General features: G+C 72.3%; 23 protein-coding genes. 15 read left to right on the top strand and 8 right to left on the bottom strand.

What is annotated here, in order from left to right:
• Window positions 1-3 precede the first annotated feature (3 nt).
• The gene (locus ACF06X_RS13015; protein ID WP_392287308.1) at window positions 4-405 is read left to right on the top strand and encodes a ChaB family protein; all 402 of its coding nucleotides are present in this window, start codon (window positions 4-6) and stop codon (window positions 403-405) included.
• 72 nt (window positions 406-477) lie between these two features.
• Here ACF06X_RS13015 and ACF06X_RS13010 read toward each other — a convergent pair whose 3' ends face one another.
• Window positions 478-912, bottom strand: coding sequence for an ATP-binding protein (locus ACF06X_RS13010; RefSeq protein ID WP_392287307.1), 435 nt, complete (start codon window positions 910-912; stop codon window positions 478-480).
• A gap of 221 nt (window positions 913-1,133) precedes the next feature.
• On the bottom strand, window positions 1,134-1,295 hold the full coding sequence (locus ACF06X_RS13005) for a DUF5670 family protein (RefSeq protein WP_158984609.1): 162 nt from the start codon (window positions 1,293-1,295) through the stop codon (window positions 1,134-1,136).
• A gap of 204 nt (window positions 1,296-1,499) precedes the next feature.
• Between ACF06X_RS13005 and ACF06X_RS13000 the strand changes: the two genes are divergently transcribed.
• On the top strand, window positions 1,500-1,673 hold the full coding sequence (locus ACF06X_RS13000) for a CsbD family protein (protein ID WP_392287306.1): 174 nt from the start codon (window positions 1,500-1,502) through the stop codon (window positions 1,671-1,673).
• A gap of 10 nt (window positions 1,674-1,683) precedes the next feature.
• On the opposite strand, the gene ACF06X_RS12995 is transcribed toward ACF06X_RS13000, so the two are convergent.
• The gene (locus ACF06X_RS12995; RefSeq protein ID WP_392287305.1) at window positions 1,684-2,079 is read right to left on the bottom strand and encodes a hypothetical protein; all 396 of its coding nucleotides are present in this window, start codon (window positions 2,077-2,079) and stop codon (window positions 1,684-1,686) included.
• A gap of 337 nt (window positions 2,080-2,416) precedes the next feature.
• Here ACF06X_RS12995 and ACF06X_RS12990 point away from each other — a divergent pair, with 337 nt between their 5' ends.
• Window positions 2,417-3,070, top strand: coding sequence for a DUF4142 domain-containing protein (locus ACF06X_RS12990; protein ID WP_392287304.1), 654 nt, complete (start codon window positions 2,417-2,419; stop codon window positions 3,068-3,070).
• Complete coding sequence (locus ACF06X_RS12985; RefSeq protein WP_392287303.1) at window positions 3,067-3,783, top strand: class F sortase; 717 nt, start codon at window positions 3,067-3,069, stop codon at window positions 3,781-3,783. Before ACF06X_RS12990 ends, ACF06X_RS12985 begins: the two co-directional genes overlap by 4 nt.
• Here ACF06X_RS12985 and ACF06X_RS12980 read toward each other — a convergent pair.
• From ACF06X_RS12980 to ACF06X_RS12970, 3 genes are all read right to left on the bottom strand, one after another.
• Window positions 3,758-4,855 (bottom strand): glutamate--cysteine ligase, encoded by a 1,098-nt coding sequence (locus ACF06X_RS12980; RefSeq protein ID WP_392287302.1) that lies wholly within the window; start codon window positions 4,853-4,855, stop codon window positions 3,758-3,760. The two genes, ACF06X_RS12985 and ACF06X_RS12980, sit on opposite strands and share 26 nt — an antisense overlap.
• Before the next feature lie 174 nt (window positions 4,856-5,029).
• Entirely contained in the window at window positions 5,030-6,508 is a 1,479-nt protein-coding gene (locus ACF06X_RS12975; RefSeq protein WP_392287301.1) for a glutamate--cysteine ligase, read from the bottom strand.
• 101 nt (window positions 6,509-6,609) lie between these two features.
• On the bottom strand, window positions 6,610-6,963 hold the full coding sequence (locus tag ACF06X_RS12970; protein WP_392287300.1) for an MmcQ/YjbR family DNA-binding protein: 354 nt from the start codon (window positions 6,961-6,963) through the stop codon (window positions 6,610-6,612).
• A gap of 112 nt (window positions 6,964-7,075) precedes the next feature.
• Here ACF06X_RS12970 and ACF06X_RS12965 point away from each other — a divergent pair, with 112 nt between their 5' ends.
• The 4 genes from ACF06X_RS12965 to katG all read left to right on the top strand — a co-directional run bounded on the left by ACF06X_RS12965 (window position 7,076) and on the right by katG (window position 16,245).
• Window positions 7,076-9,319, top strand: coding sequence for a DUF4139 domain-containing protein (locus ACF06X_RS12965; RefSeq protein ID WP_392287299.1), 2,244 nt, complete (start codon window positions 7,076-7,078; stop codon window positions 9,317-9,319).
• Between the two features lie 8 nt (window positions 9,320-9,327).
• Window positions 9,328-10,920 (top strand): DUF4139 domain-containing protein, encoded by a 1,593-nt coding sequence (locus ACF06X_RS12960; RefSeq protein ID WP_392287298.1) that lies wholly within the window; start codon window positions 9,328-9,330, stop codon window positions 10,918-10,920.
• Between the two features lie 249 nt (window positions 10,921-11,169).
• Window positions 11,170-13,887 carry a S8 family serine peptidase gene (locus tag ACF06X_RS12955; protein WP_392287297.1) on the top strand — a complete coding sequence of 906 codons (2,718 nt, stop codon included), beginning with the start codon at window positions 11,170-11,172 and terminating at the stop codon, window positions 13,885-13,887.
• Window positions 13,888-14,055: 168 nt separating this feature from the next.
• Complete coding sequence (gene katG / locus ACF06X_RS12950) at window positions 14,056-16,245, top strand: catalase/peroxidase HPI (protein ID WP_392287296.1); 2,190 nt, start codon at window positions 14,056-14,058, stop codon at window positions 16,243-16,245.
• 46 nt (window positions 16,246-16,291) lie between these two features.
• On the opposite strand, the gene ACF06X_RS12945 is transcribed toward katG, so the two are convergent.
• Entirely contained in the window at window positions 16,292-17,209 is a 918-nt protein-coding gene (locus tag ACF06X_RS12945) for a LysR family transcriptional regulator (RefSeq protein WP_392287295.1), read from the bottom strand.
• 126 nt (window positions 17,210-17,335) lie between these two features.
• Here ACF06X_RS12945 and ACF06X_RS12940 point away from each other — a divergent pair, with 126 nt between their 5' ends.
• The 6 genes from ACF06X_RS12940 to ACF06X_RS12915 are packed head-to-tail and all read left to right on the top strand — an operon-like array spanning window position 17,336 to window position 23,405.
• Window positions 17,336-18,349, top strand: a complete 1,014-nt coding sequence (locus ACF06X_RS12940; RefSeq protein ID WP_392287294.1) for a fumarylacetoacetate hydrolase family protein — start codon at window positions 17,336-17,338, stop codon at window positions 18,347-18,349.
• On the top strand, window positions 18,346-19,308 hold the full coding sequence (locus ACF06X_RS12935) for a cyclase family protein (RefSeq protein WP_392287293.1): 963 nt from the start codon (window positions 18,346-18,348) through the stop codon (window positions 19,306-19,308). The genes ACF06X_RS12940 and ACF06X_RS12935 overlap by 4 nt, the downstream gene beginning before the upstream one ends.
• A 23-nt stretch (window positions 19,309-19,331) precedes the next feature.
• Window positions 19,332-20,462 carry an FAD-dependent oxidoreductase gene (locus ACF06X_RS12930; RefSeq protein WP_392287292.1) on the top strand — a complete coding sequence of 377 codons (1,131 nt, stop codon included), beginning with the start codon at window positions 19,332-19,334 and terminating at the stop codon, window positions 20,460-20,462.
• The gene (locus ACF06X_RS12925) at window positions 20,459-21,457 is read left to right on the top strand and encodes an amidohydrolase family protein (RefSeq protein ID WP_392287291.1); all 999 of its coding nucleotides are present in this window, start codon (window positions 20,459-20,461) and stop codon (window positions 21,455-21,457) included. The genes ACF06X_RS12930 and ACF06X_RS12925 overlap by 4 nt, the downstream gene beginning before the upstream one ends.
• Window positions 21,458-21,461: 4 nt before the next feature.
• Window positions 21,462-22,394 carry a VOC family protein gene (locus ACF06X_RS12920; protein ID WP_392287290.1) on the top strand — a complete coding sequence of 311 codons (933 nt, stop codon included), beginning with the start codon at window positions 21,462-21,464 and terminating at the stop codon, window positions 22,392-22,394.
• A gap of 42 nt (window positions 22,395-22,436) precedes the next feature.
• Complete coding sequence (locus tag ACF06X_RS12915; protein WP_392287289.1) at window positions 22,437-23,405, top strand: fumarylacetoacetate hydrolase family protein; 969 nt, start codon at window positions 22,437-22,439, stop codon at window positions 23,403-23,405.
• Between the two features lie 36 nt (window positions 23,406-23,441).
• Here the strand turns inward: ACF06X_RS12915 and ACF06X_RS12910 are convergent, their stop codons facing one another.
• Window positions 23,442-24,638: a S8 family peptidase gene (locus ACF06X_RS12910; protein ID WP_392287288.1), complete on the bottom strand. Its 1,197-nt coding sequence runs from the start codon at window positions 24,636-24,638 to the stop codon at window positions 23,442-23,444.
• A 374-nt stretch (window positions 24,639-25,012) separates the two neighbouring features.
• Between ACF06X_RS12910 and ACF06X_RS12905 the strand changes: the two genes are divergently transcribed.
• On the top strand, window positions 25,013-25,318 hold the full coding sequence (locus ACF06X_RS12905; protein WP_392287287.1) for a hypothetical protein: 306 nt from the start codon (window positions 25,013-25,015) through the stop codon (window positions 25,316-25,318).
• The last annotated feature ends 26 nt before the right edge of the window (window positions 25,319-25,344 follow it).

Here is a 25,344-nt window from a genome sequence, read left to right as displayed (position 1 = left end):
ACCATGCCAGGACGCGAAGAGCTTCCTTCGACGCTGGAGCGCTCACCCAAGGACGCGCAGCGCACCTGGATCAAGGCCCACGACTCCGCCGTGGATCAGTACGGCGAGGGCGAACGCGCGCATCGAGTGGCCTTCAGCGCGCTCAAGCACAAGTACGAGAAGGTGGCCGATCACTGGGAGCGCAAGGAACACGGCCGCAAGGGGCCGTCGGACGCGCGCGCCGCGACGCCCCGGGAGCAGCCGGCTCCGAGCGGCGAGGGAGTGGACGAGCAGGCCACCAAACGGCATCTGTACGACCTGGCTCAGCGGCTGGAGATCGACGGCCGGTCGCGTATGAGCAGGTCGGAGCTGCTGGAGGCGATCCGCAAGGAGAACCGTTCACGGACCCGCAAGGCCCGTTCCTGAGACGCCCTCACCCTCACGGGGACGCGCGGCGCGTGCGCCGCGCGTCCTTCATGTCGCCAGTCAGGACACCGGTCAGGACAGGGGGAGTCTCGCCCGTATCCGTTTGCCGTGAGGTGTCGCCTCGACGTCGACGCGGGTGCAGAGCGCGAGCACGATCTCCATGCCGTGCTGCCCGATCCTGTTCGGGTCCCGGGGCCCGGCCACGGGTGGGACCGGTCGCGTGTCGTGGACGCGGATCTCCAGGACGTCCGGATGCAGGGCGAGTTCGAGACGACAGGGGCCGGGAGCGTGTCGTACGACATTGGTCACCAACTCACTGACCACCAGGCGGGCGACATCGACGCGGTCCTCTCTCAGCGGCTCTCGGCTCGCTGTCGGTGCGGCGGTGAGGAAGTCCGCGGTGAAGTCGCGGGAGGCCGCGATCATGCCGACCCCGCCCTCGAAGTCGACCCGCGCGGACAGCGCGGGCCGTCGCGTTCCGCTGTCCCTGGCGATCACATTCGTCATCGCCCCTCCTTCCTCACGGGGCTTCCCCCGTCCCGCCTCGTCCTACGAATTTTCCCCACTTCTCACATTCCATACCGCCCCGGCTCCGCGCAGCCCGCACGACATCGCGTACACGCACCCACGGAACGCGGGGTGTTCCCCCTCGGGAGGGGGAACACCCCGCGTTCCGTGTTCTCACGTCGGCGACCACGTCGGCGGATCACGCGGCGACAAGGCGGCGGTCACCAGCGATACCACCGGCCTGTGCCGCCCTTCGGCCGGGCCACGAAGCCCAGCAGCCACAGGACGAGCACGATCACGGCGATCCACCAGAGCGCCTTCACCGCGAAACCGGCACCGAAGAGAATCAGCGCGAGCAGAAGAACCAACAGAAGGGGAACCATTGCTATCAACCTCCGGACTGCCGCGTACCCCGCACCTCCCCTCCCATTCCCTCGAATTGACGGGTTTTCCGTTCCGTCGTCACGGGAAACAGGGGACCCCGTTTTTCGGATGCTCAATTCTTTCGGTTTAGGAGGGCGATTCGAGGTCAGGCGTTCTGGTGTCAGCACGTCAGCAATGATCCATCGCACAGGGAGTGATCAGCCGTGTCGAGCGAGCAGAAGATGACGGCCAAGGGCGAGCAGGCCAAGGGCAAGCTCAAGGAAGCCGCCGGCCGGGCGACGGGCAACGAGCGTCTTGAGGCCGAGGGCCGGGCCGAGCAGACCAAGGGTGATGCGCGGGATGCCAAGGAGAAGGCCAAGGACGCCTTCAAGCACTGAGGTCACCCGATCAGAAGGGGCGGCTCCGGAATTCCGGAGCCGCCCCTTCTGTGGTCTGTTCCGCGCGCTGCCAGGCGGTCAGCCAGAGCGCCTGGAAGACGGCGTCGAGGAGGTAGACGCGGCGGATCCGACCCGGTGTGGCGTACGAGACGTCGATGAGGAAGAGGGTGACGGCCGCACCGGTGCCCAGGGTCCGGGCGAGCGCCGTTCCCGTTTCGGTTCGGGCGGCACGGATCTGGGTCCCGCCGATGACGACGAGGAGACCGGAGACGGTCTGCAGCAGCCAGACATCGGCCTTTGGACCGGTGATCCGCTCGAAGCTGCGCCGGTGGATCAGGGGCCAGACCCCGGTCACCACGTGGAACCATCCGTGCAACCGGGCGACGGTCGCGGGGTTCGTCGTCATGCTGACTCCTGTGCTCGCACTCGCACTCCTTGGTCTTCCCCGAGCGGGAACACCTGCCCCGTCACGGCGGCCGGCAGCGGCCGAACGGCCTACCGCCCGTGAAGGGCTTCGCTGCGGTCCTCACGGTCCGCATCCGGATTTCGCCGAAAATGTCACATGGAGTGACCTTCACCTTCCGGGTGAATGGCGGCCCATCCGGCGCGGGTCCGGCGTGGCGTGGGGGATTCATCCCTTTCGAGGTGCTATGGGAGCGCCTCGGTGTTCCGCACGGCCGGACGGCCGGCGGAGAGGAAGGGAGCACGTCGTGAGGGTTACCCGGCTGACAACGGTCGCCGCAATGGTCATCGCGATAGCCGCGTCGACGGCGCCGTACGCGGCCGCGGCGCCGGTCAGTGATCAGGACACGGTGTTCGTGAGGTCCGCGCACCGGGGGAACCTGGCCGAGATCGCCGCGGGCCAGGACGCGCAGAAGCACGCCACGAGCGCCTGTGTGAAGGAGGCGGGCGGGGTTCTCGTCCGCGACCACGGCAAGCTCGACGCCGACGTGAAGGCGCTGGCGGCGAAGCTGGACATCGCCCTGCCCGCCACTCCGACCGCCGAGCAGGAGGCGGAGCTCGCCGCGGTCCGGGCCAAGGCCGGCACACCCGCGTACGACACGGCGTGGCTGAAGAGCCAGGACGCCGCGCACACCAAGACGCTCGCCCTGATCGACACCGAGCTCAAGACCGGCCAGAACGCCGAGGTCAAGGCCGCGGCGAAGGCCGCGCGCCCTGTCGTGGCCATGCACCTGGACATGGTCCGGGGCGGTGTCTGTCACGCCGCCAAGGACGCGGGCGTCGTACGGGCGGGCAGCGGCGGGCACCTCGCGGCCGAGGGCACCGACACCCTCACGGCGGCCGGCATGGCCAGCCTGGCAGGGGGCGGGCTCCTCGCGGTCCTCGGCGCCGCGTGGCTGATCCGTGGCCGACGCCAGACGAACCAGGACCGTTGACCCGTACCCGTACCCGTACCCGTACCCGTACCCGCGGCCGTACCCGTACGAGCACGGCGAGGCGGATCGGCGGCGGCACGGCGGTCGTCTTCGGCGCCACGCTGCTCGCGGCCGGAGCGCTGCTCATGGGCGGCGCTCCGGCCCGGCGGACGACCGCCGGGGACGCCGGAGTCGTACCGGCCGCGGCGCACCCCGCCATCCGTGGGGCCGTCGGCGCGGCCGACGCCTCGCCGCCGAGCGAGCTGCGCGGCCCGCACGGCCTGCGCGCGAGCCTCGTACCCGTCGGCGCCGGCAGGGACGGCGTCCTGGACCTCCCCGACGACCCGCGCGCGGGCGGCTGGTGGGCTCTCGGGGCGCCCGCGGGCGCCGCCGAGGGCACGACCCTGCTCGCCGGGCACGTCGACACCCGCCGGTCGGGCCTCGGCGCGTTCGCCACGCTCCACGAACTGCCCCTGGGATCACCGGTGGAGGTACGCGCGGCGAACGGCAGGACGTACCGGTACGTGATCGCGGCCCGCCGCACGTACAGCCAACAGGCCCTCCCCCGCGACCTTTTCACGCGGACCGGACCCCATCGGCTGGCTCTTGTCACCTGCACGGGCACGTTCGACCCCGAGGCGGCGGCCTACGACGGCAACCTCGTGCTCTTCGCCACGCCCGCCCGGCCGCGCCCCACCCCGACGTCGGTCATGGTGCCGTGGTCTCGGCGGTGACGAAGTCGACGACCGCCGTGAGGCCGCCCTCGGCCATCGCCTGACGCTGCCGATCGGCCGGCGTGCCCTCCCGGAGAAGTCGGTGGACGAGCGAGGCCACCTCGCGGGTGTCACCGGCCGCGTCGAGGGCGGGCGTGATGTGCTCCATCATGCGGGCGACGAGGTCGCCGGCGCTGCGCCGCTCACCGGTCGGAGCGATCAGATGTCCGTTCAGGCCGTGCCTGGCCGCCTGCCAGTTCGCCGCCTGTGCCAACTCGGGCGGTACGTCCGGGACCGGCGTGCCCAGCTCGTCGTCGCGGACCGCCGTGGTGACCAGCGCGCGCACGATGCCGGCGAACATGACGGCTTCGTCCGCGCGGAGCTGCACATCGGTGCAGCGCACCTCGACCGTGGGGAAGCGCTCGGAGAGGCGGGCCTGCCAGTACAGCTGTCCCGTGTCGGAGATGACGCCGCTGCTCAGCAGCGTCGCCACGCGTCGCCGGTGATCGTCGAGATCCCGGAACGCGGGAGGAGGGCCGCTCACCGGCCAGCGCCCGAAGACGACGGTGCGCCAGCTGGCGAAGCCGGTGTCCTGCCCGTCCCAGAAGGGCGAGTTCGCCGCTATGGCGGTCAGGACCGGCAGCCATCCCCTCAGCCGGTTCAGGACGGCCACCCCGACCTCCGGGGACGGCACGGCCGTGTGGACGTGCATCCCGCACACCAGCTGCTCGGCCACCAGTTGCGGGGCCTGCTCCCGCATCGCCCGGTAGCGCGCCTTCTCAGTCACCGGCGCCGTGACCGCGCTCCTGCGCGGTGGCGCCCCGCAGGCCGCGAGCCGGCAGCCGTGCGCCTCGGCGGCGGCGCCGAGGGCGTGCCGCAGCCGCAGAAGGTGGCCGCCGACCTCGTCCAGCTCACCGCAGACCGGGGTCGCGACCTCCAGCTGCACCTGCAGCAGCTCCGCCTGCAGCTCATGCTCCTCGACGGTCGGTCCCAGACCCGCGGCCGCGCGCACCTGTTCCGCCAGCGGCACCGGCAGCGTGTCCGCGTCGAGCAGCAGGTACTCCTCTTCCACCCCGACAGTGACCGGCTCCATGGTGCCGAGTCTCCGGGTGCGGATCATGGGAGGGGAGCGTGGACACAGGCCGTTCGCCTGAAAGGGGTGCGCGGGGACCGGCACGCTGGTCCATTCGGCACCCCCGCGCCGGGCGGCGGCCGGTTGCCCGGTGCCGGGCAGCGGGTGCCGGGTGCCGGGCGGCGGCCGCCGGGCTCACTCGACCGGCCAGGTGTGCACCGGGGCGTTCATGTGCATGTAGTCCATGTACTGCTGGGTCATCCGCCGCAGCGCCTGGTGCCGGTCCGCGTGATCGATGTCGTGGATGTGGTGGAACATCTCCGACTGCCACACCGCGCCGTTGCGGCCGCTGACGCACCGCTGCTCGATGATGCCGAGGAGCGGCTCCCGCCGCGCCGCGTCCATGCCCAGCCGTTCGAGGCCGCGGTCGGCCAGCGGCAGCAGGCGCCGCAGTACCAGCTCGGTCGCCGGGACCTCGCCCATCCCGGGCCAGTACAGCTGGGCGTCGATTCCGTGGCGGGCGGCGGCGTGCAGATTGTCCTCCGCGGCCGAGAACGACATCCGGGTCCAGACGGGCCGGTCCTCGTCGACGAGGGCGCGGACCAGTCCGTAGTAGAAGGCGCCGTTCGACAGCACGTCGGCCACCGTGGGCCCGGCGGGCAGCACCCGGTTCTCCACCCGCAGATGCGGTACGCCGCCGACGACGGCGTAGACCGGGCGGTTCCAGCGGTAGATCGTCCCGTTGTGGAGGGTGAGCTCGGCCAGTGCGGGGATGCCGCCGTCCTCCAGCGTCCGCTGCGGGTCCTCGTCGTCGCACAGCGGAAGAAGCGGCGGGAAGTACCGCACGTTCTCCTCGAAGAGGTCGAAGACGGAGGTGATCCACCGCTCGCCGAACCACACCCGGGGCCGTACTCCCTGCACCTTGATCTCGTCCGGTCGGGTGTCGGTGGCCTGCTCGAAGAGCGGAATACGGGTCTCGCGCCACAGCTCCTTGGCGAAGAGGAACGGCGAGTTCGCCGCAAGGGCCACCTGCACGCCCGCGACGGCCTGAGCGGCGTTCCAGTGGTCCGCGAAGTCGTGCGGCGCGACCTGCAGGTGGAACTGGGTGCTGGTGCAGGCGGCCTCCGGTGTGATCGTGTCGGCGTAGGTCCGCAGCCGCTCCACCCCGTCGATCGAGATCAGCAGGTCCTCCCCGCGGGCGGAGAAGATCTGCTCGTTCAGCAGGTGGTAGCGCGGGTTCTCGGAGAGCGCCGCCAGACCGACGTCCTTCAGCTCGAGGGTCGGCAGTATCCCGATCATGAGCAGGTGCGCGCCGATCGCGGCCGCCTGCGCCTCGGCGTGGTTGAGCGCGTCCCGGATCTCCTGCTCCCAGGAGTCGGGGCGCCCGGCGACGAGCGGGCGCGGCCCGATGTCGATCTCCAGGTTGAACCGGCCCAGCTCGCTCGACCAGGAGGGATCCGCGATCGCCTCCAGAACGTCCGAGCCGCGCATGGCGGGCTCGGCGTCGTCGTCCACGAGATTCAGTTCGATCTCCAGGCCGACCTGGGGGCGCTCGAAGTCGAACCGTGACTCCCGCAGCATCCGCGCGAACACGTCGAGGCACGTGTGCATCTTGTTCCGGAACTGGCGACGGTCGTCACGGGTGAACACCAGCGCCGGGACGTCGCGTCCCATACGTCCCTCCCGAACTCTCGTCGGCACGGACCTTCCCCTTCAGCGTCCCACTCCACGGGCGGCCCAACCACCGAAGGCGCCGCTGGACCGCCCGGACCCTCCTAAACCGGGGGCACGAGGTCGGCGTGGGAGCTGAGCAGGGTGGGGGGAGCGGCCTGGCGCCAGGAGTCGACGACGATCGCGCGGAGCTCCTCCGCGTCGTCGAGGGCGGCCAGCCGCACCCGTACCCACGCGAAGGACGCCTCGTGGTCCGCGACCCAGAACTTCTCGGGCTCGGCGAGGACCAGCTCGTCGCGCTCCTCCTTGGGGCAGCGGACGGCCATCGACGTCTCGTCGTCGGGCAGGGTGAGGAACATCTTCCCGGCGACCCGGAAGGTGGGCATGGACCACGCCTCCTTCTCGGTCGTCTCCGGCAAGGAGAGGGCGAGGGCGCGGACTTCGGCGGAGGTGCTCATGTCCCGACCGTACGACGGGCCACTGACATCGGGAGTCGGCACTCGGCGGGGACGCGCGGCAGGCCCGGGCGTAGGCTTCGACCGGCATGGACACGGCGGGGGGCGGGGGCACATGACGGCGGAGCCGGCACAGCGGTGGGGGTCGACCCTCGATGCGGTCGTGGTGTATTCGCAGGGCGCGCTCTGCCGCCGCCTCGCCCGGGGCACGATGCCGCCGGACGGCAGGCTGCGGGTGACAGGACTGCCCCGCTCGCTTGACCCGGGCTCGCTGCGGGCCCGTGTCCTCGGCGCCCCACGGGTGCGCGTCATCGAGGCCCGGGTGGAGGTCGAGGCCGAACCGCTGCCACTCGGCACGGGCACAGGCACAGGCACCGGCACGGGCACGGGCACAGGTGTCCGCACGGGCACCGGGACCGGCACAGGTGTCCGCGACGACCTGCGGCGCGAGGTCGAGCGGCTGCGCGACGCGTACGCGGCGGCGCGGGGACGCCGGGACCGGCAACTGAGCCTGATCGAGGAGGTCCGGGATCTGCGCCCGGTGCCGCCGCCCCGCCGGCGCGAGGACCCGCACCGCCGCGCCCCGGTCGACGCGTGGCTGGAGCTGGCCGACTTCGTCGAGGAGCGGCTGACCGCACTCCACACCCGCCTCGCCGAGCTGGAGGAGGCACTGCTCAGCGTCGAGCACGAGCTCGACGTCGCCTCCGACCGGCTCGGCCGCGCCTCCACCGACGCGCCGGCGGCGCACGTGGAGACGACGGTCTGCGCGGTACTGAGCCTCGACGGCCCCGATGACCCGGGCGAGGAGCTGGAGTTGGAGCTGGAGTACGGGGTGCCGGGCGCCGTCTGGGTGCCGGCCTACCGTCTCACCCACCGTCAGGGCGACGGCGGCGGCCGTCTGGTGCTGCGCGCCTCGGTCGCCCAGCGCACCGGCGAGGACTGGACCGGCGTGCGCATCGCCCTGGCCACCGCGGACCTGCGGCGCCGCACCGACCTGCCGAGGCTCCGCTCGATGCGGATCGGACGCCGTCAGCCCGCCGCCGCGGCTTCCGGCTGGCGCGAGCCTCCGGCGGGGCTCGCCGATCTGTTCGCCGGGTACGACTCGGCCGGCCCTCGCCCGGCCACGCCCGCCGCACCCTCGGCCGTCGGGGCCGTCGGCGGAGCCGCGCCGGGCCCCGTTCCACCACCGCCTCCCCCACCGGCCCCGCAGGCCTACGGCACGCCGCCCCCTGCGTTCTCCGTGCCAGTCTCCGTTCCGGCACCGCCACCGGCCCCGCAGGCCTACGGCGCGCCGCCCCCTGCGTTCTCCGTGCCCGACGGCGTACACGACGCTTCCGGAGAGGCCTTCGGCAGCGGTACGCCCGGCCTCGCGGGGGACGGCCCCTCGCGATCGGCCCGCAGGCCGCGTACCGGCGGCGCACCCTTCGCCGGGGCGCCCGCCGGCCTGGCACCCGCCGCGCCCGGGGCTCCTGGTGCGGCCGCGCCGACGCCGCCTGCGGCAACCGCTGCCCCCATGGCCGGTCCGCCGCGGCCGAGCGGCGCCGAGCTGGACTACGCCGCCCTCGTCCTGTGCGGGCCGGAGGAGCCCGGCGGTCGCAGAGGCCGGCTGTTCCCCGACTCCTCCGTCGACCCGGTGACGGCCGAGTACCGCCGCCGCGCGGAAGCGGTGGCCTCGCTGCCGCTGCCCGGGCACGCGGTGCGTCCCCGGGAGTCGGCGGGATCCTTCGACCACCGCTTCGACGCCGCCGCCCGCGCCGACATTCCGTCGGACGGCACCTGGCACACCGTCACCATCGGCGAGATCCCGGTCGGCCTGCGCACCGAGTACCTCTGCGTGCCGTCCGTGGAGCAGACCGTGTACGCCACGCTGGTGCTCTCCAACGCCACCGACCAGGCCCTGCCGGCAGGACCGGTGGAGGTCACCGTCGACGACGACTTCCTGCTGACCGCCGCGCTGCCCACGCTCGCACCCGGTGGTGTCCGCCGGGTGGGGCTCGGGCCCGCCGAGGGCATCCGGGTCACCCGCCGTACGCATCTCAAGGAGTCGATGTCGGGCCTGCGCAACAACACCACCGTGCTCGACCACCGCGTCCACGTGGAGCTGGCCAACCGGCTCGCGAGGCCCGCCACCGTCGAGGTACGGGAGCGGGTTCCGGTCACCTCCGAACCGGGCGTACGGATCGAGGAGCGGGCCGACTGGACGGCACCCCCGGACGGTGCCGGGCCCGAGCGCCTCACCCCCGGCACCCGCGTCTGGCGGGTGGAGCTGCCCGCGGGGGGCACCGCCGCACTCGACGGCGGTTACGAGATCCGTATCCCGGCCGGCAAAGCGCTGGTCGGCGGCGCCCGCAGGAGCTGAGACCCGCCATGTCCACGGCCCTGAAGCCGATCCCCCTCCCCGTCACCGCCGTCACCTGCCTGGAGGACCGCGCCCACGTCGAGCGCTCCGTCGTGCTCGACCTGGAGGCCGGCGTCCAGCGGCTGCGTCTCGGTCCGGTCAGCGCGCTGGCCGTCGACCGCACCCTCCATGCCGAGCTGACCTCCGAGCCTCAGCCTCAGCATCCGCATCCGCATCCCCATCCGGCGACGGTGCTCGATGTGCGGATCGTCCGTGAGTGGACGCCGCGCGGGTCGCTGCCGGCCATCGACGACGACTCCGCTCTGCGCCGCCGTGTGCGCACCCTCGAAGAGGAGCGGCTCGTCCTGGAACGGCGACGCGATCGGCTGCACGCCCGCCTCGACCTGCTCGGCCGCCTCGCCACCGATCTGCTGCGGGAGATCGGCGAAGGCGTCGGCCACGGCGAGTACGAAGGGCCCCGCTGGGCCCGCGAACTGGACCGGGTGGACGGCGAACGTGACACGTACGGCGAGGAACTCCGTACGGTCGAGGCCCGCCTTGCCGCCCTCGGTGCCGAACTCGCGGACACCGAGCGGGCCATGGAGCTCGCCGAGGAGGAGCCCGCCGCGCTGGTCGGCCACATCGAGCTGACGGTGGAGGCCGCGGTCGCCGGGCCGGTCGCCCTGCGCCTGAGTCACCTCACCCCCTGTGCCCTGTGGCGGCCCGCCTACCGCGCCGTGCTCGACGGGGACACGCTCACGCTGGAGACCGACGCGATGGTCTGGCAGCGCACCGGCGAGGACTGGTCGGACGTACGGCTGACGTTGTCGACGGCACGGTCGGCGCGGGCCACCGAGCCCCCACACCTCACCGAGGACCGGCTGACGCTCACGGACCGTTCCGCCGCGGAGCGGCGCACGGTCGACGTCGAGCTGCGCGAGGAGGAGATCGCGGATCTGGGCCCCGCTCCCGTGCTCGGCCTGCCGGGGGTGGACGACGGCGGCGAGGCCCGGGTGCTCCACTCCCCCGCGGCGGTATCCGTCCCCGCGGACGGCCGCGCCCACCGGGTGCCGCTCTCCGTCTTCACCACCGCCGCGAGCAGTGAGTACGCCTGCTCACCCGAGTTGTCCCCGCTGGTCACCCAGGTGGTCCGGTTCGACAACCTGTCCGGCCACGCACTGCTCGCCGGGCCCGTGGACCTCATCCGGGACAGCGGGTTCACCGGCCGCGGCACGCTGGACTTCACCGCTCCCGGCGCCCCCGTCGAGCTGGCCTTCGGCAGTCGCGACGACCATCGGGTGGTCCGCGACACCGAGGAGTCCCGTGACACCACCGGAATCACGCAGCGGACCGTGGTCACCCGCACGGTCCGGCTGCACCTGTCCCGGTTCTCCGCCCCTGGGGAGCACGGCGACCGGGTGATCGTCCTGCGGGAGCGGATCCCGGTCTCCGAGGTCTCGGCGGTCGAGGTACGCCTGCGCGAGGAGGCCTGCTCCCCGGCGCCCGACGTGGTCGACGCCGAAGGCATCGCCCGCTGGGACGTCGCCCTGCCGCCGGGCGGCCGCCGCACGGTGACCCTGGTCTACGAGCTGTCGGCGAGCGCCAAGGTCGCCGGTCTCTGAACGCGCCGGGCGGGGCGGCTCCATCGCGCCGCCCGGCCCTCGCCGTACCGCACCACGCCGCACCCCGCCGCGCGTCACCCGGCCCCGCCCGGGCGTGATCGTCGGAGGGGGGTAACCCCCCATCCTCGGCGTGGCGTTCGATACCGTGACGCGATCTTCCCCGCAGTCCCCCGCGGGCATCCCCCTGTGCCCGCTTTCAGTTGGAGTGAAATGAAAAGGCCTCTATGGTCCACGGTCATCACGGCGGTGATGGCCGTTTCTCTCGGCGCGATACCCGCCCACGCCGCTGCGGTGAGCCCCGAGAAGGCGCCCCCGGCGGCAGCCGACCCCATCGACCCGGCACTTGAGGACCAGGTCTCCGACGGTGGCACGGTCAGAGTCAACGTCGTCACCCGGAACCGCGCGGACCTGCCCGCCGCGGCCCGCGCCGGAAAGGCCCTGCGGACTCTGTCCAAACTGCCCGTCACCACCCTCAACGTGGACAAGGCGGGCCTGGAGAAACTGGCCGGGCAGCCAGGTGTGGTCAGCGTCACCGAGGACGTGGCCGTACCCCCGGCGCTGGATTCGAGCCTGTCCGTGATCGGCGCGGACAAGACCGTCGCCGCGGGCAACACCGGCGCGGGTACGGCGGTGGCCATCCTGGACACCGGAGTCGCCGTCAAGCATCCGTTCCTGGGCAACCGGGTGATCGCCGAGGCGTGTTTCTCCACCGAGATCCCCGACTACCCCGCCACCAGCCTGTGCGCCAACGGCACCGAGCAGCAGGAGGGACCCGGCTCGGCCGACGTGGACAGCGGGCCCTGCGCGACGATGGGCACCGTCTGTGACCACGGAACCCACGTGGCGGGTATCGCCGCAGGCAGCGGGAAGGGTGTGACCGGAGCCCCCAAGTCCGGTGTCGCCCCCGGTGCCGGCATCATCGCCATACAGGTGTTCAGCAAGGTCAACTCCGCGGAGCGCTGCTCGCCCAGGGCGGCGCCGTGTGTGCTGACCTTCAGCAGCGCCCAGCTCGCGGCCCTGGACTTGGTGCTGCGGATGCGGCAGTCCGGGACGCCGGTCGTCGCGGCCAACATGAGCCTGGGCGGTGGCCAGCACACGACGGCCTGCGACGGGGACGCCCGAAAGGTGGCCGTCGACAACCTGCGCGCCGCCGGTGTCGCCACGGTGATCTCCGCCGGAAACAACGCGTACACCGATGCGGTGGGCTCCCCCGGCTGCGTATCCTCGGCCATCACGGTGGGCAGCACCACCGACACCGACGCGCTGTCCTCCTTCACCAACCGAGGCCCGCTGCTGGACGTGTTCGCCCCCGGCAGCGACATCATCTCCTCGATTCCCGGCAACGGTTACGCGTCGTACAACGGCACGTCCATGGCCGCTCCCCACGTCGCGGGCGCCTTCGCGGTGCTCAAGCAGGCGTACCCGAGGGCGAGCGTCTCCGAGCTCGAAAAGCTCCTGGAGACCGGCGGCAAGAGCATCGGCTACACGGGTGCCACCACCCCGCGCATCCAGCTCGACCTGGCGCCGCGGATCACGGACTTCAACGGCGACGGCGTGGAGGACACGGTCGTCGGCGATCCGAAGGCGACCGTGGGCGGTGACACCGACGCCGGTGTCGTCCGCGTGATCCACGGCGGCGGCAAGGGCACCGCGGAGATCAGCCAGGACCTCCCCGCCGTGTCGGAAGGCGCCGAGCCGGGCGACCGGTTCGGTGAGAACCTCGCGACCCTCGACCACGACAGGGACGGCTACACCGACCTCCTGGTGGGCGTCCCGGCCGAGGACGTCGGCACCACGACGGACGCCGGTTCCGCCCAGATCTTCTACGGCGCGGCCGGCGGCCTGTCCACCGGCAAGGCGCCCCTCAACCTCGTCCAGGGCACCGGCGCGGGCTCGATCCTGGCCTCGGCCCCCGAGGCGGGCGACCGCTTCGGCAACGCCGTCGCGGCCGGTCACACCACCGCCGGTGAGCCGTACCTGGTGATCGGCGTGTCCGGCGAGGACCTGGGCACCGTCAGCGACGCCGGCAGCGCCCACTACCTGCGCGGAAGCGTCAACATCGCCATCCACCAGGACAAGGCGGGCATGTCGGGTACCGCCGAGGCGGGCGACAAGTTCGGTTCCTCCCTGGCGGCCTCGGCGAACCACATCGTCGTCGGCTCGCCGGGTGAGGCGATCGGCACCCTGGCCAACGCGGGCGGTGTGCAGATCCTCAAGCACGACCTGAGCGCCGACGGCATCCCGGCCCCGGTCCTCGGCATCAGCCAGGACGACGACTTCGTGTCCGGCGCGTCCGAGGCGGGCGACCAGTTCGGCGCCTCCGTGGCGGCCGTCGCGTACCGTCCGTCCGCCACGTCCGCCGCGACCGACACCGTCTTCGCGGTGGGCTCCCCCGGTGAGGCCCTCGCGGTCGGCACCACCACCGTGACGCAGGCCGGCGCCGTCCAGAGCTTCCGCGTCACCGGAGCCGGTGCGGTGACCCAGGCCGCCAACCTCAACGCCGAGGTCGAGAACGTGCAGGGCGCGGCCGAGACCGGCGACAGGTTCGGCCAGAAGGTCGTCCTCGCCAACCTGGCCCCGCGCGCTCCCGGCGCCGCCACCACCCTCGTCCTCGCGGTCGGCATCCCGGGTGAGGACGTCGGCACCACCGCGGACGCGGGCTCGGTGCAGACCTTCTACCCGTTCGGCCTGCCCGGCGACAACGACTACTGGATCGAGGCCGGCAACGCCTCCGGCCTCGGCGGCACCCCGACCGCCGGCCACGCCGTCGGCAACCACCTGGGCGCCACGGCCACCAGGCTGTACGTCGGTGTGCCGGGCAGCGCTCCGTACGGCGCCGCGTACGACCTGCCGTGGAGCAACGCCACCGGGGGCCGCACCGGCACGACCGGCACGGTGACCACGCACCAGCCGGGCCAGAACGGTCTTCCGGCCGCGGGCGGCGGTTTCGGCTGGTCCATCGGCTGACCCGCCGGCGAACCGGCCCTGACCGGACGCGGGTGACAGGCGAGGCCCTGGAGGATCTTCCTCCAGGGCCTCGCCCGTTCTGCGTGTGTCTCGTAGCGGCGCGCTCCTCGGTGCGCGACCATGCAGCAGCGAGCACACGGAATCACCGAGACAGGAAGAAGGACGGACGTGTCCGGCAGCGAAAGCGAGAACCCGGCAATCCCCTCCCCGACCCCGACGCCGACTCGCCCCAGGACGAATCGGGACTGGTGGCCGAACCAGCTGGACCTTCAGGTTCTCCACCAGCACTCGCCCCAGGCCAATCCGATGGGCGAGGACTTCGACTACGCCAAGGAGTTCGCCACCCTCGACCTCGACGCGCTGAAACGGGACGTCTTCGAGGTGATGACGGCGTCCCAGGACTGGTGGCCCGCCGACTACGGCCATTACGGGCCGCTCTTCATCCGCATGAGCTGGCACGCCGCGGGAACGTACCGCATCGCCGACGGCCGGGGCGGCGGGGGGTCCGGTGCCCAGCGCTTCGCCCCCCTCAACAGCTGGCCGGACAACGCCAGCCTCGACAAGGCGCGCCGCCTGCTCTGGCCGGTCAAGCAGAAGTACGGCCGGAAGATCTCCTGGGCCGACCTCCTGGTCTTCGCCGGCAACTGCGCCATGGAGTCGATGGGGTTCAAGACGTTCGGGTTCGGCTTCGGGCGTGAGGACATCTGGGAGCCCGAGGAGATCTTCTGGGGTCCCGAGGACACCTGGCTCGGAGACGAGCGCTACAGCGGCGAAAGGGAACTCGCCGGTCCTTTCGGCGCCGTGCAGATGGGTCTGATCTACGTCAACCCGGAAGGCCCCAACGGCAATCCGGATCCGTTGGCCGCGGCCCGGGACATCCGCGAGACGTTCGGGCGGATGGCGATGAACGACGAGGAGACGGTCGCGCTCATCGTCGGCGGCCACACCTTCGGAAAGTGTCACGGCGCGGTCGATCCCTCGTACATCGGTCCGGAGCCCGAGGCCGCCCCCATCGAGCAGCAGGGCCTCGGCTGGCGGAACACCTACGGCACCGGCAAGGGCGCCGACGCGCTCACCAGTGGGCTCGAAGGGGCGTGGACCACTGAGCCGACGAAGTGGGACAACGGCTACCTCGACAACCTGTACCGGTACGAGTGGGAGCTGACGACGAGCCCCGCCGGGGCGAAGCAGTGGACTCCCACGGATCCGGCGGCGAAGAACACCGTGCCCGACGCCCACGATCCGTCGAAGCGGCACGCCCCCATGATGCTGACGACGGACCTCGCGCTGAGGGTGGACCCGATCTACGGGCCGATCACGAAGAGGTTCCACGAGAACCCGGACCAGCTCGCGCTCGCGTTCGCCAAGGCGTGGTACAAGCTGCTCCATCGTGACATGGGGCCCCTCTCGCGCTACCTCGGCCCGTGGGTTCCCGAGCCGCAGCTGTGGCAGGACCCCGTCCCCGAGGTCGATCACGACCTCGTCACCGATCAGGACGTCGCCGCCCTCAAGAGCAGGATCCTCGACTCCGGGCTCTCCGTCCCGCAGCTGGTCACCACCGCGTGGGCGGCGGCGGCGAGCTTCCGGGGCACGGACAAGCGCGGCGGTGCCAACGGGGCGCGGATCCGGCTGGCGCCGCAGAAGGACTGGGAGATCAACAACCTGCCCGAGGTGACCGAGACGGTACGGACCCTCGAGCGGATCCAGCAGGACTTCAACGGCTCGCAGGCCGGCGGGACGAAGATCTCCCTCGCCGATCTGATCGTCCTGGGCGGCTGCGCGGCCGTCGAGCAGGCGGCGAAGAACGCCGGGCACGTCATCACGGTCCCCTTCGCGCCGGGGCGGACGGACGCCTCGCAGGAGCAGACCGACGCGGACACGTTCGCCGTGCTGGAGCCGAAGGCGGACGGGTTCCGCAACTACCTGCGGGCGGGCGAGAAGCTGTCGCCGGAGACCCTCCTGCTGGACCGCGCCAACCTGTTGACCCTGACCGCGCCGGAGATGACGGTGCTGGTCGGCGGCATGCGGGCGTTGAACACCGGCTTCCGGGGTTCCTCCCACGGTGTCTTCACCCACCGGCCCGAGGCGCTGACCAACGACTTCTTCGTCAACCTCCTCGACATGGGTACGGAGTGGAAGGCGTCCCCCTCGGCCGAGAACGTGTTCGAGGGCCGGAACCGCGCGACGGGCGAGGTCACCTGGACGGCCACCGCCGTCGACCTCGTCTTCGGTTCCAACTCCCAGCTCCGGGCCATCTCGGAGGTGTACGCGTCCCAGGACGCGGGCGAGAAGTTCGTGCGTGACTTCGTGAGGGCGTGGGACAAGGTCATGAACCTCGACCGGTTCGACCTCCGCTGAGCCCGGCGACCGGTCGGCCGCGCCGGCGGCCGACCGGTCCCCCCGCTCACACGGCGTCAGGCGGTGCGAGGCGCCTGCCGACCCGCGCCGCCGTCTCGCGCAACCAGATGTGCGCGGCGTCGTGGGTGTGCACCGGATGCCACCACAGCGCCTCGCGCAGCGGCACCGCTTCGTACGGGGGCTCCATGACGCGCACCGCGGCGGACGGGGCGAGGAGTCCGGCGAGGCGGGCCTGGACGAGCGCGATCCGCCGGGTGCCGGCGACCAGGCGGGGCAGCAGCTGGAAGCTGTCGACGGAGACCTCCACGCGCGGCTCGATCCCGAGCATGCCGAGCTGCCGTACCGCCGGTGAGTCGTAGGTGCGCTGGTAGGTGACCCACGGCAGGCGGGCCAGATCCTGCCGGGTGAGCCGGTCGCCGACGCTCGGGTGGTCGTCGGCGACGACGAAGACCCAGCGGTCGTCGTACAGCTCGGTGGCGGGGAAGTCGCTGATGACGCCGTGCGGCATGAGCAGGCCGTCGGTGGCGCTGAGCAGGGTCGCCGTGTCGTCGACCACCGTGTTCGGGGTCTGCGTGAAGCGCAGGCGGATCCCCGGTGCCTCCGCGTGGACGACGCGGGTGAGTTCGACGCCGAAGACGGCGACCGCGTAGTCGGAGGCCATGATGCGGAACTCGCGGGTCTCCTTGGCGGGGTCGAAGTCGGCCTGACTGGCGAAGAGGCGTTCCAGCACGTCGTAGGCGGTGGCCGTGCGGTCGAGGAGGACCTGGCCGAGGGCCGTGAGCTCGTACTGGCTGCCGACCCGGGAGAGCAGTTCGTCGTCGAAGTGCCGGCGCAGCCGAGCCAGGGCGGCGCTCATCGCGGGCTGGCTGAGTCCGACCCGCTGTCCGGCGCGCGTGACGTTGCGCTCCTCCAGGAGCGCCCGCAGGGCGACGACGAGGTTGAGGTCGAGGGCGGCCAGATTCACGGGATCCCTTTCCGAGACGGCAGACAGTCCGGTTACATAAGTGCGGTGGATGGTTCCCATCCAAAGAATCGATTTCCCTGATCGCGCCGGGCGGGTCCAGATTAGACCCATCGCCATCAGGAGGACATGTCCGTGGAACCTGAACCCGCGTCCGCGCTCTTCGCCGGACCCTTCGCTCTCGCCACTCTCTCGGCCCCCGGCGGGCCCGCCTTTCCCGCCCTCGTCACCCCCGACTCCCGGGTCCTGGACCTGCGAGTCGCCCTGGACGAGGAGTCGCTGACGGTACGGAGGCTGCTGGACCGGTGGGAGTCGGCCCTGCCCCGACTCCGGGCCCTGGCCGCCGAGCCCGGGCCGCAGCGTCGTGGGCCGCTGTCGGACTTCCGCGTCCACGCGCCCGTCGAGCCGCGGCAGGTCTTCCAGTCGGGGGCCAACTACCGGCAGCACGTCATCGATCTCCACGTCGCCCACCGGGACCCGGCCGACGGCCGCTCCGAGGAGGAGGCCCGCGCCGAGGCCGCCGAGATCATGGACCGGCGGGCGGCGCAGGACCTCCCGTACGTCTTCATCGGCCTGCCGAGCGCGATCACCGGCCCGTACGACGACGTGGTGCTCCCCGCCTGGGCCGAGAAGCCGGACTGGGAGCTGGAGCTGGCGGCCGTGATCGGCCGGCCCGCGTACCGGGTGTCCGTCGAGGAAGCCCTGTCGTACGTCGCCGGATACACGATCGCCAACGACCTCACCGACCGGTCCACCGTCTTCCGCCGGGACATGCCGCAGATCGGGACCGACTGGCTGCGCGGCAAGAACGCGCCCGGCTTCACCCCGCTCGGTCCGTGGATCGTGCCGGCGGAATCGCTCGGGGACACCGGCGACCTGCGGCTGACCTTGCGGCTCAACGGCGAGGTCATGCAGGACGAGTCCACCAAGGACATGATCTTCGACGTGGCGTGCATGGTGTCGTACGTCTCGGGGACCGCCCGTCTCCTCCCCGGCGACCTGCTGCTGACCGGCTCACCGGCCGGCAACGGCATGCACTGGGGCCGGCTGCTGCGGGACGGCGACGTCATGGACGGCTCCATCACGGGTCTCGGTGCGCAGCGCACCCGCTGTGTGGCGGACTGTGTGGCGGAGGGGTCGTGAGCCCGGACCGCACGGACCCCGAGGGCGAGATAGCCGAGGCCGCCCGCGCGTGCTCCAACTGGGGGCGCTGGGGCGAGGAGGACGTGCTCGGCACGCTGAACTTCCTCGACGAGGCCAAGCGCCTGGAGGGTGCCGGGCTCGTCCGGCGCGGTGCGAGCTTCTCCCTGTCGCAGCGTTTCGACATGAACGGCCCGCAGAAAGGCTGGCGGCGGCGGACCAACCCGGTCCACACCATGCTCGACACCGGGGTGGACGCGGCCCTCGGCAACCAGGGTTTTCCCCACGGCATCGGCGGCGCCGACGACGTGATCGCCATGCCGTTGCAGTGCTCCACGCAGTGGGACGGCCTCGGCCACATCTTCGACCACGGCAAGGCGTGGAACGGGCGGGCCGCGGAGAAGGTCGTCACCTCCGAGGGCGACCTGGTGACGGGGATCGAGCACATGGCTCCGTACGTCGCCGGGCGTGGGGTCCTGCTCGACGTGGGCCGGGTGATCGGCGACGACGGCGAGCTGCCCGACGGTTTCGCGATCACCGCGGAACACCTGGAGCGGACCGCCGCGACGCACGGGGTGACCGTGGGACGGGGCGACATCGTGCTGGTGCGCACGGGAGCGCTCACCCGGGCCCGCCGGGAGGGCTGGGGCGAGTACGCGGGCGGCCCCGCGCCCGGACTTTCGTTCACCACGGCCGGCTGGCTGCACGGCACCGAGATCGCCGCGATCGCCACGGACACCTGGGGCTTCGAGGTGCGGCCCAACGAGTTCGACCACGCCTTCCAGCCGCTGCACCAGGTCGTCATCCCCCACATCGGCCTGCTGATCGGCGAGATGTGGGACCTGGAGGCGCTGGCGGACGACTGCGCCGATGACGGCGTCCACGAGTTCTGGCTCACCGCCGCGCCGCTGCCCATCACCGGCGCCGTCGGCTCCCCGGTCAACCCCATCGCCGTCAAGTAACCAGCGGGACGAAGGAGTTCCCCATGAGCACACCCCGTACGGTCCTGGTGATCGGCGGAGGCGCGGCCGGCAACGCCGTGACGGTCCTGCTGCGCGGGGCCGGCGTCGTCGTGGACCTGATCGAGGCCAGGGACGACTGGAACGCCACCGCCGGCTCCGGCATCACCCTCCAGGGCAACGCCCTGCGCGTCCTGCGTGAGCTCGGCGTGTGGGACCGCGTGAAGGAGTCCGGTTTCGGCTTCGGGTCGGTGGGCATCACGGCCCCCGACGGCACCGTCCTGCACGAACAGAGCGACATCCGCACCGGCGGCGACGACCTGCCCGCCACCGTCGGCATGCGGCGCCCCCAGCTCCAGCGGATCCTCATCGACGCCGTCCGCGCGTCGGGTGCCACTGTGCGTCTGGGCACCACGGCCGAGTCGCTGGAGCAGGACGCCGACGGCGTGACCGTCCGGTTCAGCGACGGCACCCGAAGCCGCTACGACCTGGTGATCGCCGCCGACGGTCTGGGCTCCACCACCCGCGCGGCCATCGGCATCACCGCCAGGCCCGAACCCACCGGCATGGCCATCTGGCGGGTCGCCGCCCCCCGCCCGGCCGGGGTGACCCGCACCGACCTCGCGTACGGCGGCCCGGCCTTCATCGCCGGTTACTGCCCCACCAGCGACACCACCCTGTACGCGTACGTCGTCGAGGCCAACCGCGACCGCGCCGCCATCCCGCCGGAGACGTACGCCGAGGAGATGCGGCGCCTGGCCTCCGGGTACGGCGGGTACTGGCCGGAGATCACCGCGCACATCACCGACCCGGCGCAGGTCAACTACACCTGGTTCGACCGGATGCTGGTCGAAGGGTCCTGGCACCGGGGACGGGTGGTGCTCGTCGGCGACGCCGCGCACTGCTGTCCGCCGACCCTCGCGCAGGGCGCGGCCCTGTCCCTGGAGGACGCCTGGGTGCTCGCCCAGATGCTCACCGGCGAGGAGGAGTGGGGCGACGGGCTGTTCCAGGCGTACTACGAGCGGCGTATCGCCCGCGTCCGTCCGGTCGTGGAGGCGTCCGTGCGGATCGGCCGATGGCAGCTCGACGGTGTCCGCGACGCCGACGTGCCCGGTCTGATGGCCCGCACCATGACGATGCTCAGGGAGCTGCCGTGACGCCCCCGACCGTGGACGTGCACGCGCACGTCCTGCTGCCCGAGGTCGACGCGCTGGTGGCGGACCTGCCGGGACTCGCCCGGGCGCGGGAGCTGGACGCCCGCCGCAACGGCCCCGCCGCCCTCGCCGTCAGCGGCGCCATGGTGCGCGAACGGATGCCGAGGCTGACCGATCCGGCCGTACGCCTGGCGGCGATGGACGCCCAGGGCGTGGACGTCCAGCTGGTCAGCCCCTCCCCCTCGCACTACCACTCGTGGGCCGACGAGGAGACGGCCGAGAAGGTGTACCGGCTCGCCGACGAGGCGACGGCCGCCCACTGCGCGGCCGCCCCGGACCGGCTGCGCGGACTGGGACTCGTACCCCTCCAGCATCCGGCGGTGTGCGCCGGGGCTCTCGACCACGCCCTGGAGCAGGGCCTGTCCGGCGTGGAGGTCTCCAGCCACGCCTCCGGGCGGGAACTCTCCGACCCGGCGTACGAGCCGTTCTGGGCCCGGGCCGAGGAGACGGGCGCGATCGTCTTCCTGCACCCGTTCGGGTGCACGCTCGACGAGCGCCTCGACCGCTGGTATCTCTCCAACACCGTCGGCCAGCCCACCGAGAACGCCGTCGCGCTGTCGCACCTCATCTTCTCCGGAGTGCTGGACCGTCACCCCGGCCTCAAGCTGATCGCGGCCCACGGGGGCGGCTATCTGCCGACCCACATCGGCCGCTCCGACCACGCCTGGCGGACCCGCACCGACTCGGCGGCGAGCTGCGCCCACCCGCCCAGCAGCTACCTCCGACGCCTGTACTTCGACTCCCTCGTCCACGACCCGGCCGTCCTGCGGGAGCTGGTGCGCGTGGCCGGGGCGGACCGGGTGCTGCTCGGCTCCGACTTCCCCTTCGACATGGGCACCGAGGACCCGGTGGGAGCCCTGCGCGCGGCGGGGCTGCCCGACGCCGACTTCCACGCCGTACGCGGCGGCAACGCCTCCGCCCTGCTCTTCAAGGAGTGATCTCATGCGTCTGCTCACCCACCTGCGGCACGTCGACCTCGCCGTGCCCGACTACGACAAGCAGCTCGACTTCTACGCCGGCGTCTGGGGCCTGACCAAGGTCGCCGAGGACTCGGGCATCTCCTTCCTCGCGGCCGAGGGCAGCCCGGAGCAGTACGTCGTCCGGCTGCGCAAGGCGGCGGAGAAGCGCCTCGACCTGGTCTCGTACGGCGCCGCGAACCGTACCGACGTCGACACGCTCGCCGAGGAACTCCTCGCGGGCGGCGTCGAGTTGATCTCCCGGCCGGGTACGGTCGACACCCCCGGCGGCGGCTACGGCTTCCGCTTCTTCGACGTCGACGGCCGCACCATCGAGGTCTCCGCCGACGTCGAGGTCCGCCGGCACCGCAAGATCGAGGAGAAGGAGGCCATCCCGGTCAAGCTGTCGCACGTCGTCCTCAACTCGCCCGATCTGGCCCGCACCCGCGCCTGGTACGAGCGGCACCTCGGCTTCCGGCTCTCCGACACGCTCAGCTCGCCCCACATGGGCGAGGTCATGCACTTCATGCGGATCAGCAACCAGCACCACTCCATGGCCCTCGCCAAGGGCCCGCACACCGCCCTGCATCACATCTCCTTCGAGATGCGCGGCCTCGACGAGTACATGCGCGGCTCGGGGCGCGTGATGCGGGCCGGGTTCCGCAAGGTGTGGGGCCCGGGACGGCACATGGCGGGCGACAACACCTTCACGTACTTCCTCGACCCGCACGGCAACACCGTCGAGTACACGACCGAGCTGGAGGAGCTCGACGAGGACACCTGGCACCCGCACGTCTACGACTTCTCCCAGCCCGAGGTCACCGACCAGTGGGGCACGGCGAACCCCATGAACGAGCTGGTCGCCAAAGAGTCCTTCAACGACCCGGACCGGGGCTGCTTCGTCGCCCCGCCGGTCTAGGACCGGCCGCCCCCTCTTCCTCCCCATGTCAGGAGCCGCACCATGCGCTTCGCCGCCTTCGAGCACCGGCACCGCCGCCGGGTGGCCGTCGTCGAGGACGACGGCACGCTCTTCCCGCTGCCCGGTGTCACCTCGCTCACCACCCTGCTCCAGGAGACGGACGGGCTGCCCGCCCTGCTCGCCGCCGGGGCGGCGGCGCTGGACGTCCCGCCCGGGCCCCACCTCTCCCAGGTGCGGCTCCTGCCACCGCTTCAGCCGGCGTCCGTACGGGACTTCGTGACCTTCGAGCAGCACGTCGAGGGCGTCCGCCGCTCCGTCGACGGCGTCGCCGGCGTCCCGGAACAGTGGTACGCGGCGCCGACCTTCTACTTCACCAACCCCCACGCGATCTACGGCCCCCAGGACGACGTGCCGATGCCTCCGGGTTCGACGACGCTCGACTTCGAGCTCGAGGTGGCCGCCGTCATCGGCCGCGAGGGCCGCGACCTCACCCCGGAACAGGCCCGCGACCACATCGTCGGCTACACCGTCCTCAACGACTGGTCCGCGCGCGACCTGCAGTCGGCCGAGATGAAGGTGGGCCTCGGCCCCTGCAAGGGCAAGGACACCGCCACCACCCTCGGCCCCTTGCTCGTGACCGCCGACGAGCTGGAGCCGTACCGCGACGCCGACGGCTTTCTCCGCCTCGCCCTGGCGGCCGAGATCAACGGTGAGAGGGTCGGCGACGACCTGCTGTCCCACATGAGCTGGACCTTCGAGGAGATGACCGCCTACGCGTCCCGGGGCACCCGCGTCGTGCCCGGCGACGTCCTCGGCTCCGGCACCTGCGGCAACGGCGGGTGCCTCGCCGAACTGTGGGGCCGGCGCGGCGAGCAGAGCCCGCCGCCCCTGAAGCCGGGCGACACCGTCTCCCTCACGGTCGAGGGCATCGGCACGCTGACCAGCACCGTCGTTCCCGGCGCGGAGCCCGTCCCGCTCCCGACCGGCCGCCGCCGCCGGGAACGGCCGTGAGCGCCCCGCGCGGCCGGCCGGGGGGAAGGGGCGGGATCAGAGGGTGCCGATGTGGAGCAGCCGGTTCGGGGAGGACTGGCTGATGGAGGCGATCGTGTCCTTGGTGGAGTGGTTGCGGATCCAGGCGGCCACGTCTTCGCTGGAGGCCTTCGGGTTCGTGCCGAGGTAGAGGGCGGCCGCGCCGGCGACGTGCGGGGCGGCCATCGACGTACCGTCGAGCGCGACGCTGCCGCCGCCGAGCTTGGCGGAGAGGATGTTCTGGCCGGGGGCGTAGAGGGACAGGCAGGGGCCCCAGTTGGAGAAGTACGTCTCCTCGTCCTCCTGGTTCGTGGCGCCGACGGTGAGGGCTCCGGCCGCCCGGGCCGGGGAGATGTCGCAGGCGTCGACGGCGCTGTTGCCCGCGGCGACGACGGGCAGGACGCCCGTCTCGTACAGGGCGTCGACGGCCGCGTCGACGGCCGGCGACGTCTCGCCGCCGAGGGAGGAGTTCATCACGGCGGGCTTCACGGCGTTCTTGGCGATCCAGTCGAGGCCGGCGATGACCCCGGCCCAGTCGCCGTTGCCGTCGCAGCCGAGCACGCGGACGCCGACCAGGGACGCCTTGCGGGCGACGCCGTAGGTGGTGCCGCCGATGGTGCCCGCCACGTGGGTGCCGTGGCCCTGGCAGTCGACGCCGTCGCGGCCGTCGCCGATCGCGTCGAAACCGAAGGAGGCGCGCCCGCCGAACTCCTTGTGCTTGTAGTCGATGCCGGTGTCCAGGACGTACGCCTTCACGCCGGCGCCGTTGCCCGCGGTCGTGAACCGCTTGTCGAGCGGCAGCGCCCGCTGGTCGATCCGGTCCAGGCCCCACAGGTCGGTCGCGCCCAGGGCGCGGGGGGCGCCGTCGGAGACCGCGACCTGCGCGTTCTGCTCGACCGCGGCCACCGACGGCGATTTCCGTACGACGGCGAGCTGAGCGTCGGTCAGCGTCGCCGCGAACCCGGAGAGCACGCTTCCGTACGTGAACCGGGCTTTCTCCAGCATCGGGATCCTCGACACGAACGCCGACGCGTCCGTGCCCTCCTTCAGCATCACGATGTAGCTGTTCGGGATCGGCACGCCGGAGGTGCGGGTGACCGGGACCGGGACCGGCTCCGCCGAGGCCTCCTGGTGGGCGGAGACGCCGGGCGCGGCCAGGAGGGAGGCGAGGACCATCGGGACGGCGGCTGCGGCGATACGCGCGGGCATGCGCATGGGACTTTGCTCCATGGGTGAGTCGGTGCGTTCGGACGAGGGCGGGAGCCGGGAGCGCGACGGGCACGTCCGCCGACAACCCCTTGTTCCTTCGGCACGACCCCACCGTCCCCTCAAGATCGCAGCGGCCACCCGGCCCAGCTTTCCGCCGCGGTTCACCCGTAGGTAGTCCTCGGTCGCGCGAGACGTCGTTTGCCCACGACGGCAGTGGGAAGTGGGCAGCGGGAAGAGGGCAGAGCCGCTCCGGGAGGTGCCCCGTGCGTCGTGTCGGAACCGGGCTTCCACACGGGGATCCGCGGACGGCCGCCCGCGCCCAGGGCCTGTTCGACGTGGTCGGCGGCGGGCTCTCCTCCCGCCGGAGAGGACGCTGACCGGTGCCGGCTCCCCAGCGGTACGCCGTGGCCGCCTCCGGACAGTGGACCGACGAGGAGGACGGCCGTCGCCTGCCGGCCGGAGAGGTGCACGCCTGGGAGCGAGGTCTGAACCAGACCGTGTGCGGGCTGTCCCTCAGCCGGTCGCAGCTCCGACGGTTCCCCCACATCACCTGGGCCGACACGTTCCCGGAGTCGGGCGCCGCCGCGGACCGCGTCCGCCGCGTCTGTCCGCGCTGCGCCTCGGTCGCCGGCCGCCGCGGCCCCGACGCCCGCCCGCGCTGGAAGCGGATCGACCCGCGACCCTGACGCGCCGATGCGCCCCTCTGCCCCGC

The sequence above is a fragment of the Streptomyces sp. NPDC015346 genome (assembly GCF_043078785.1).
Lineage (GTDB): Bacteria > Actinomycetota > Actinomycetes > Streptomycetales > Streptomycetaceae > Streptomyces.
Note: the sequence above shows the minus strand (reverse complement) of the source record. Positions and strands in the feature narration are given on the sequence as shown.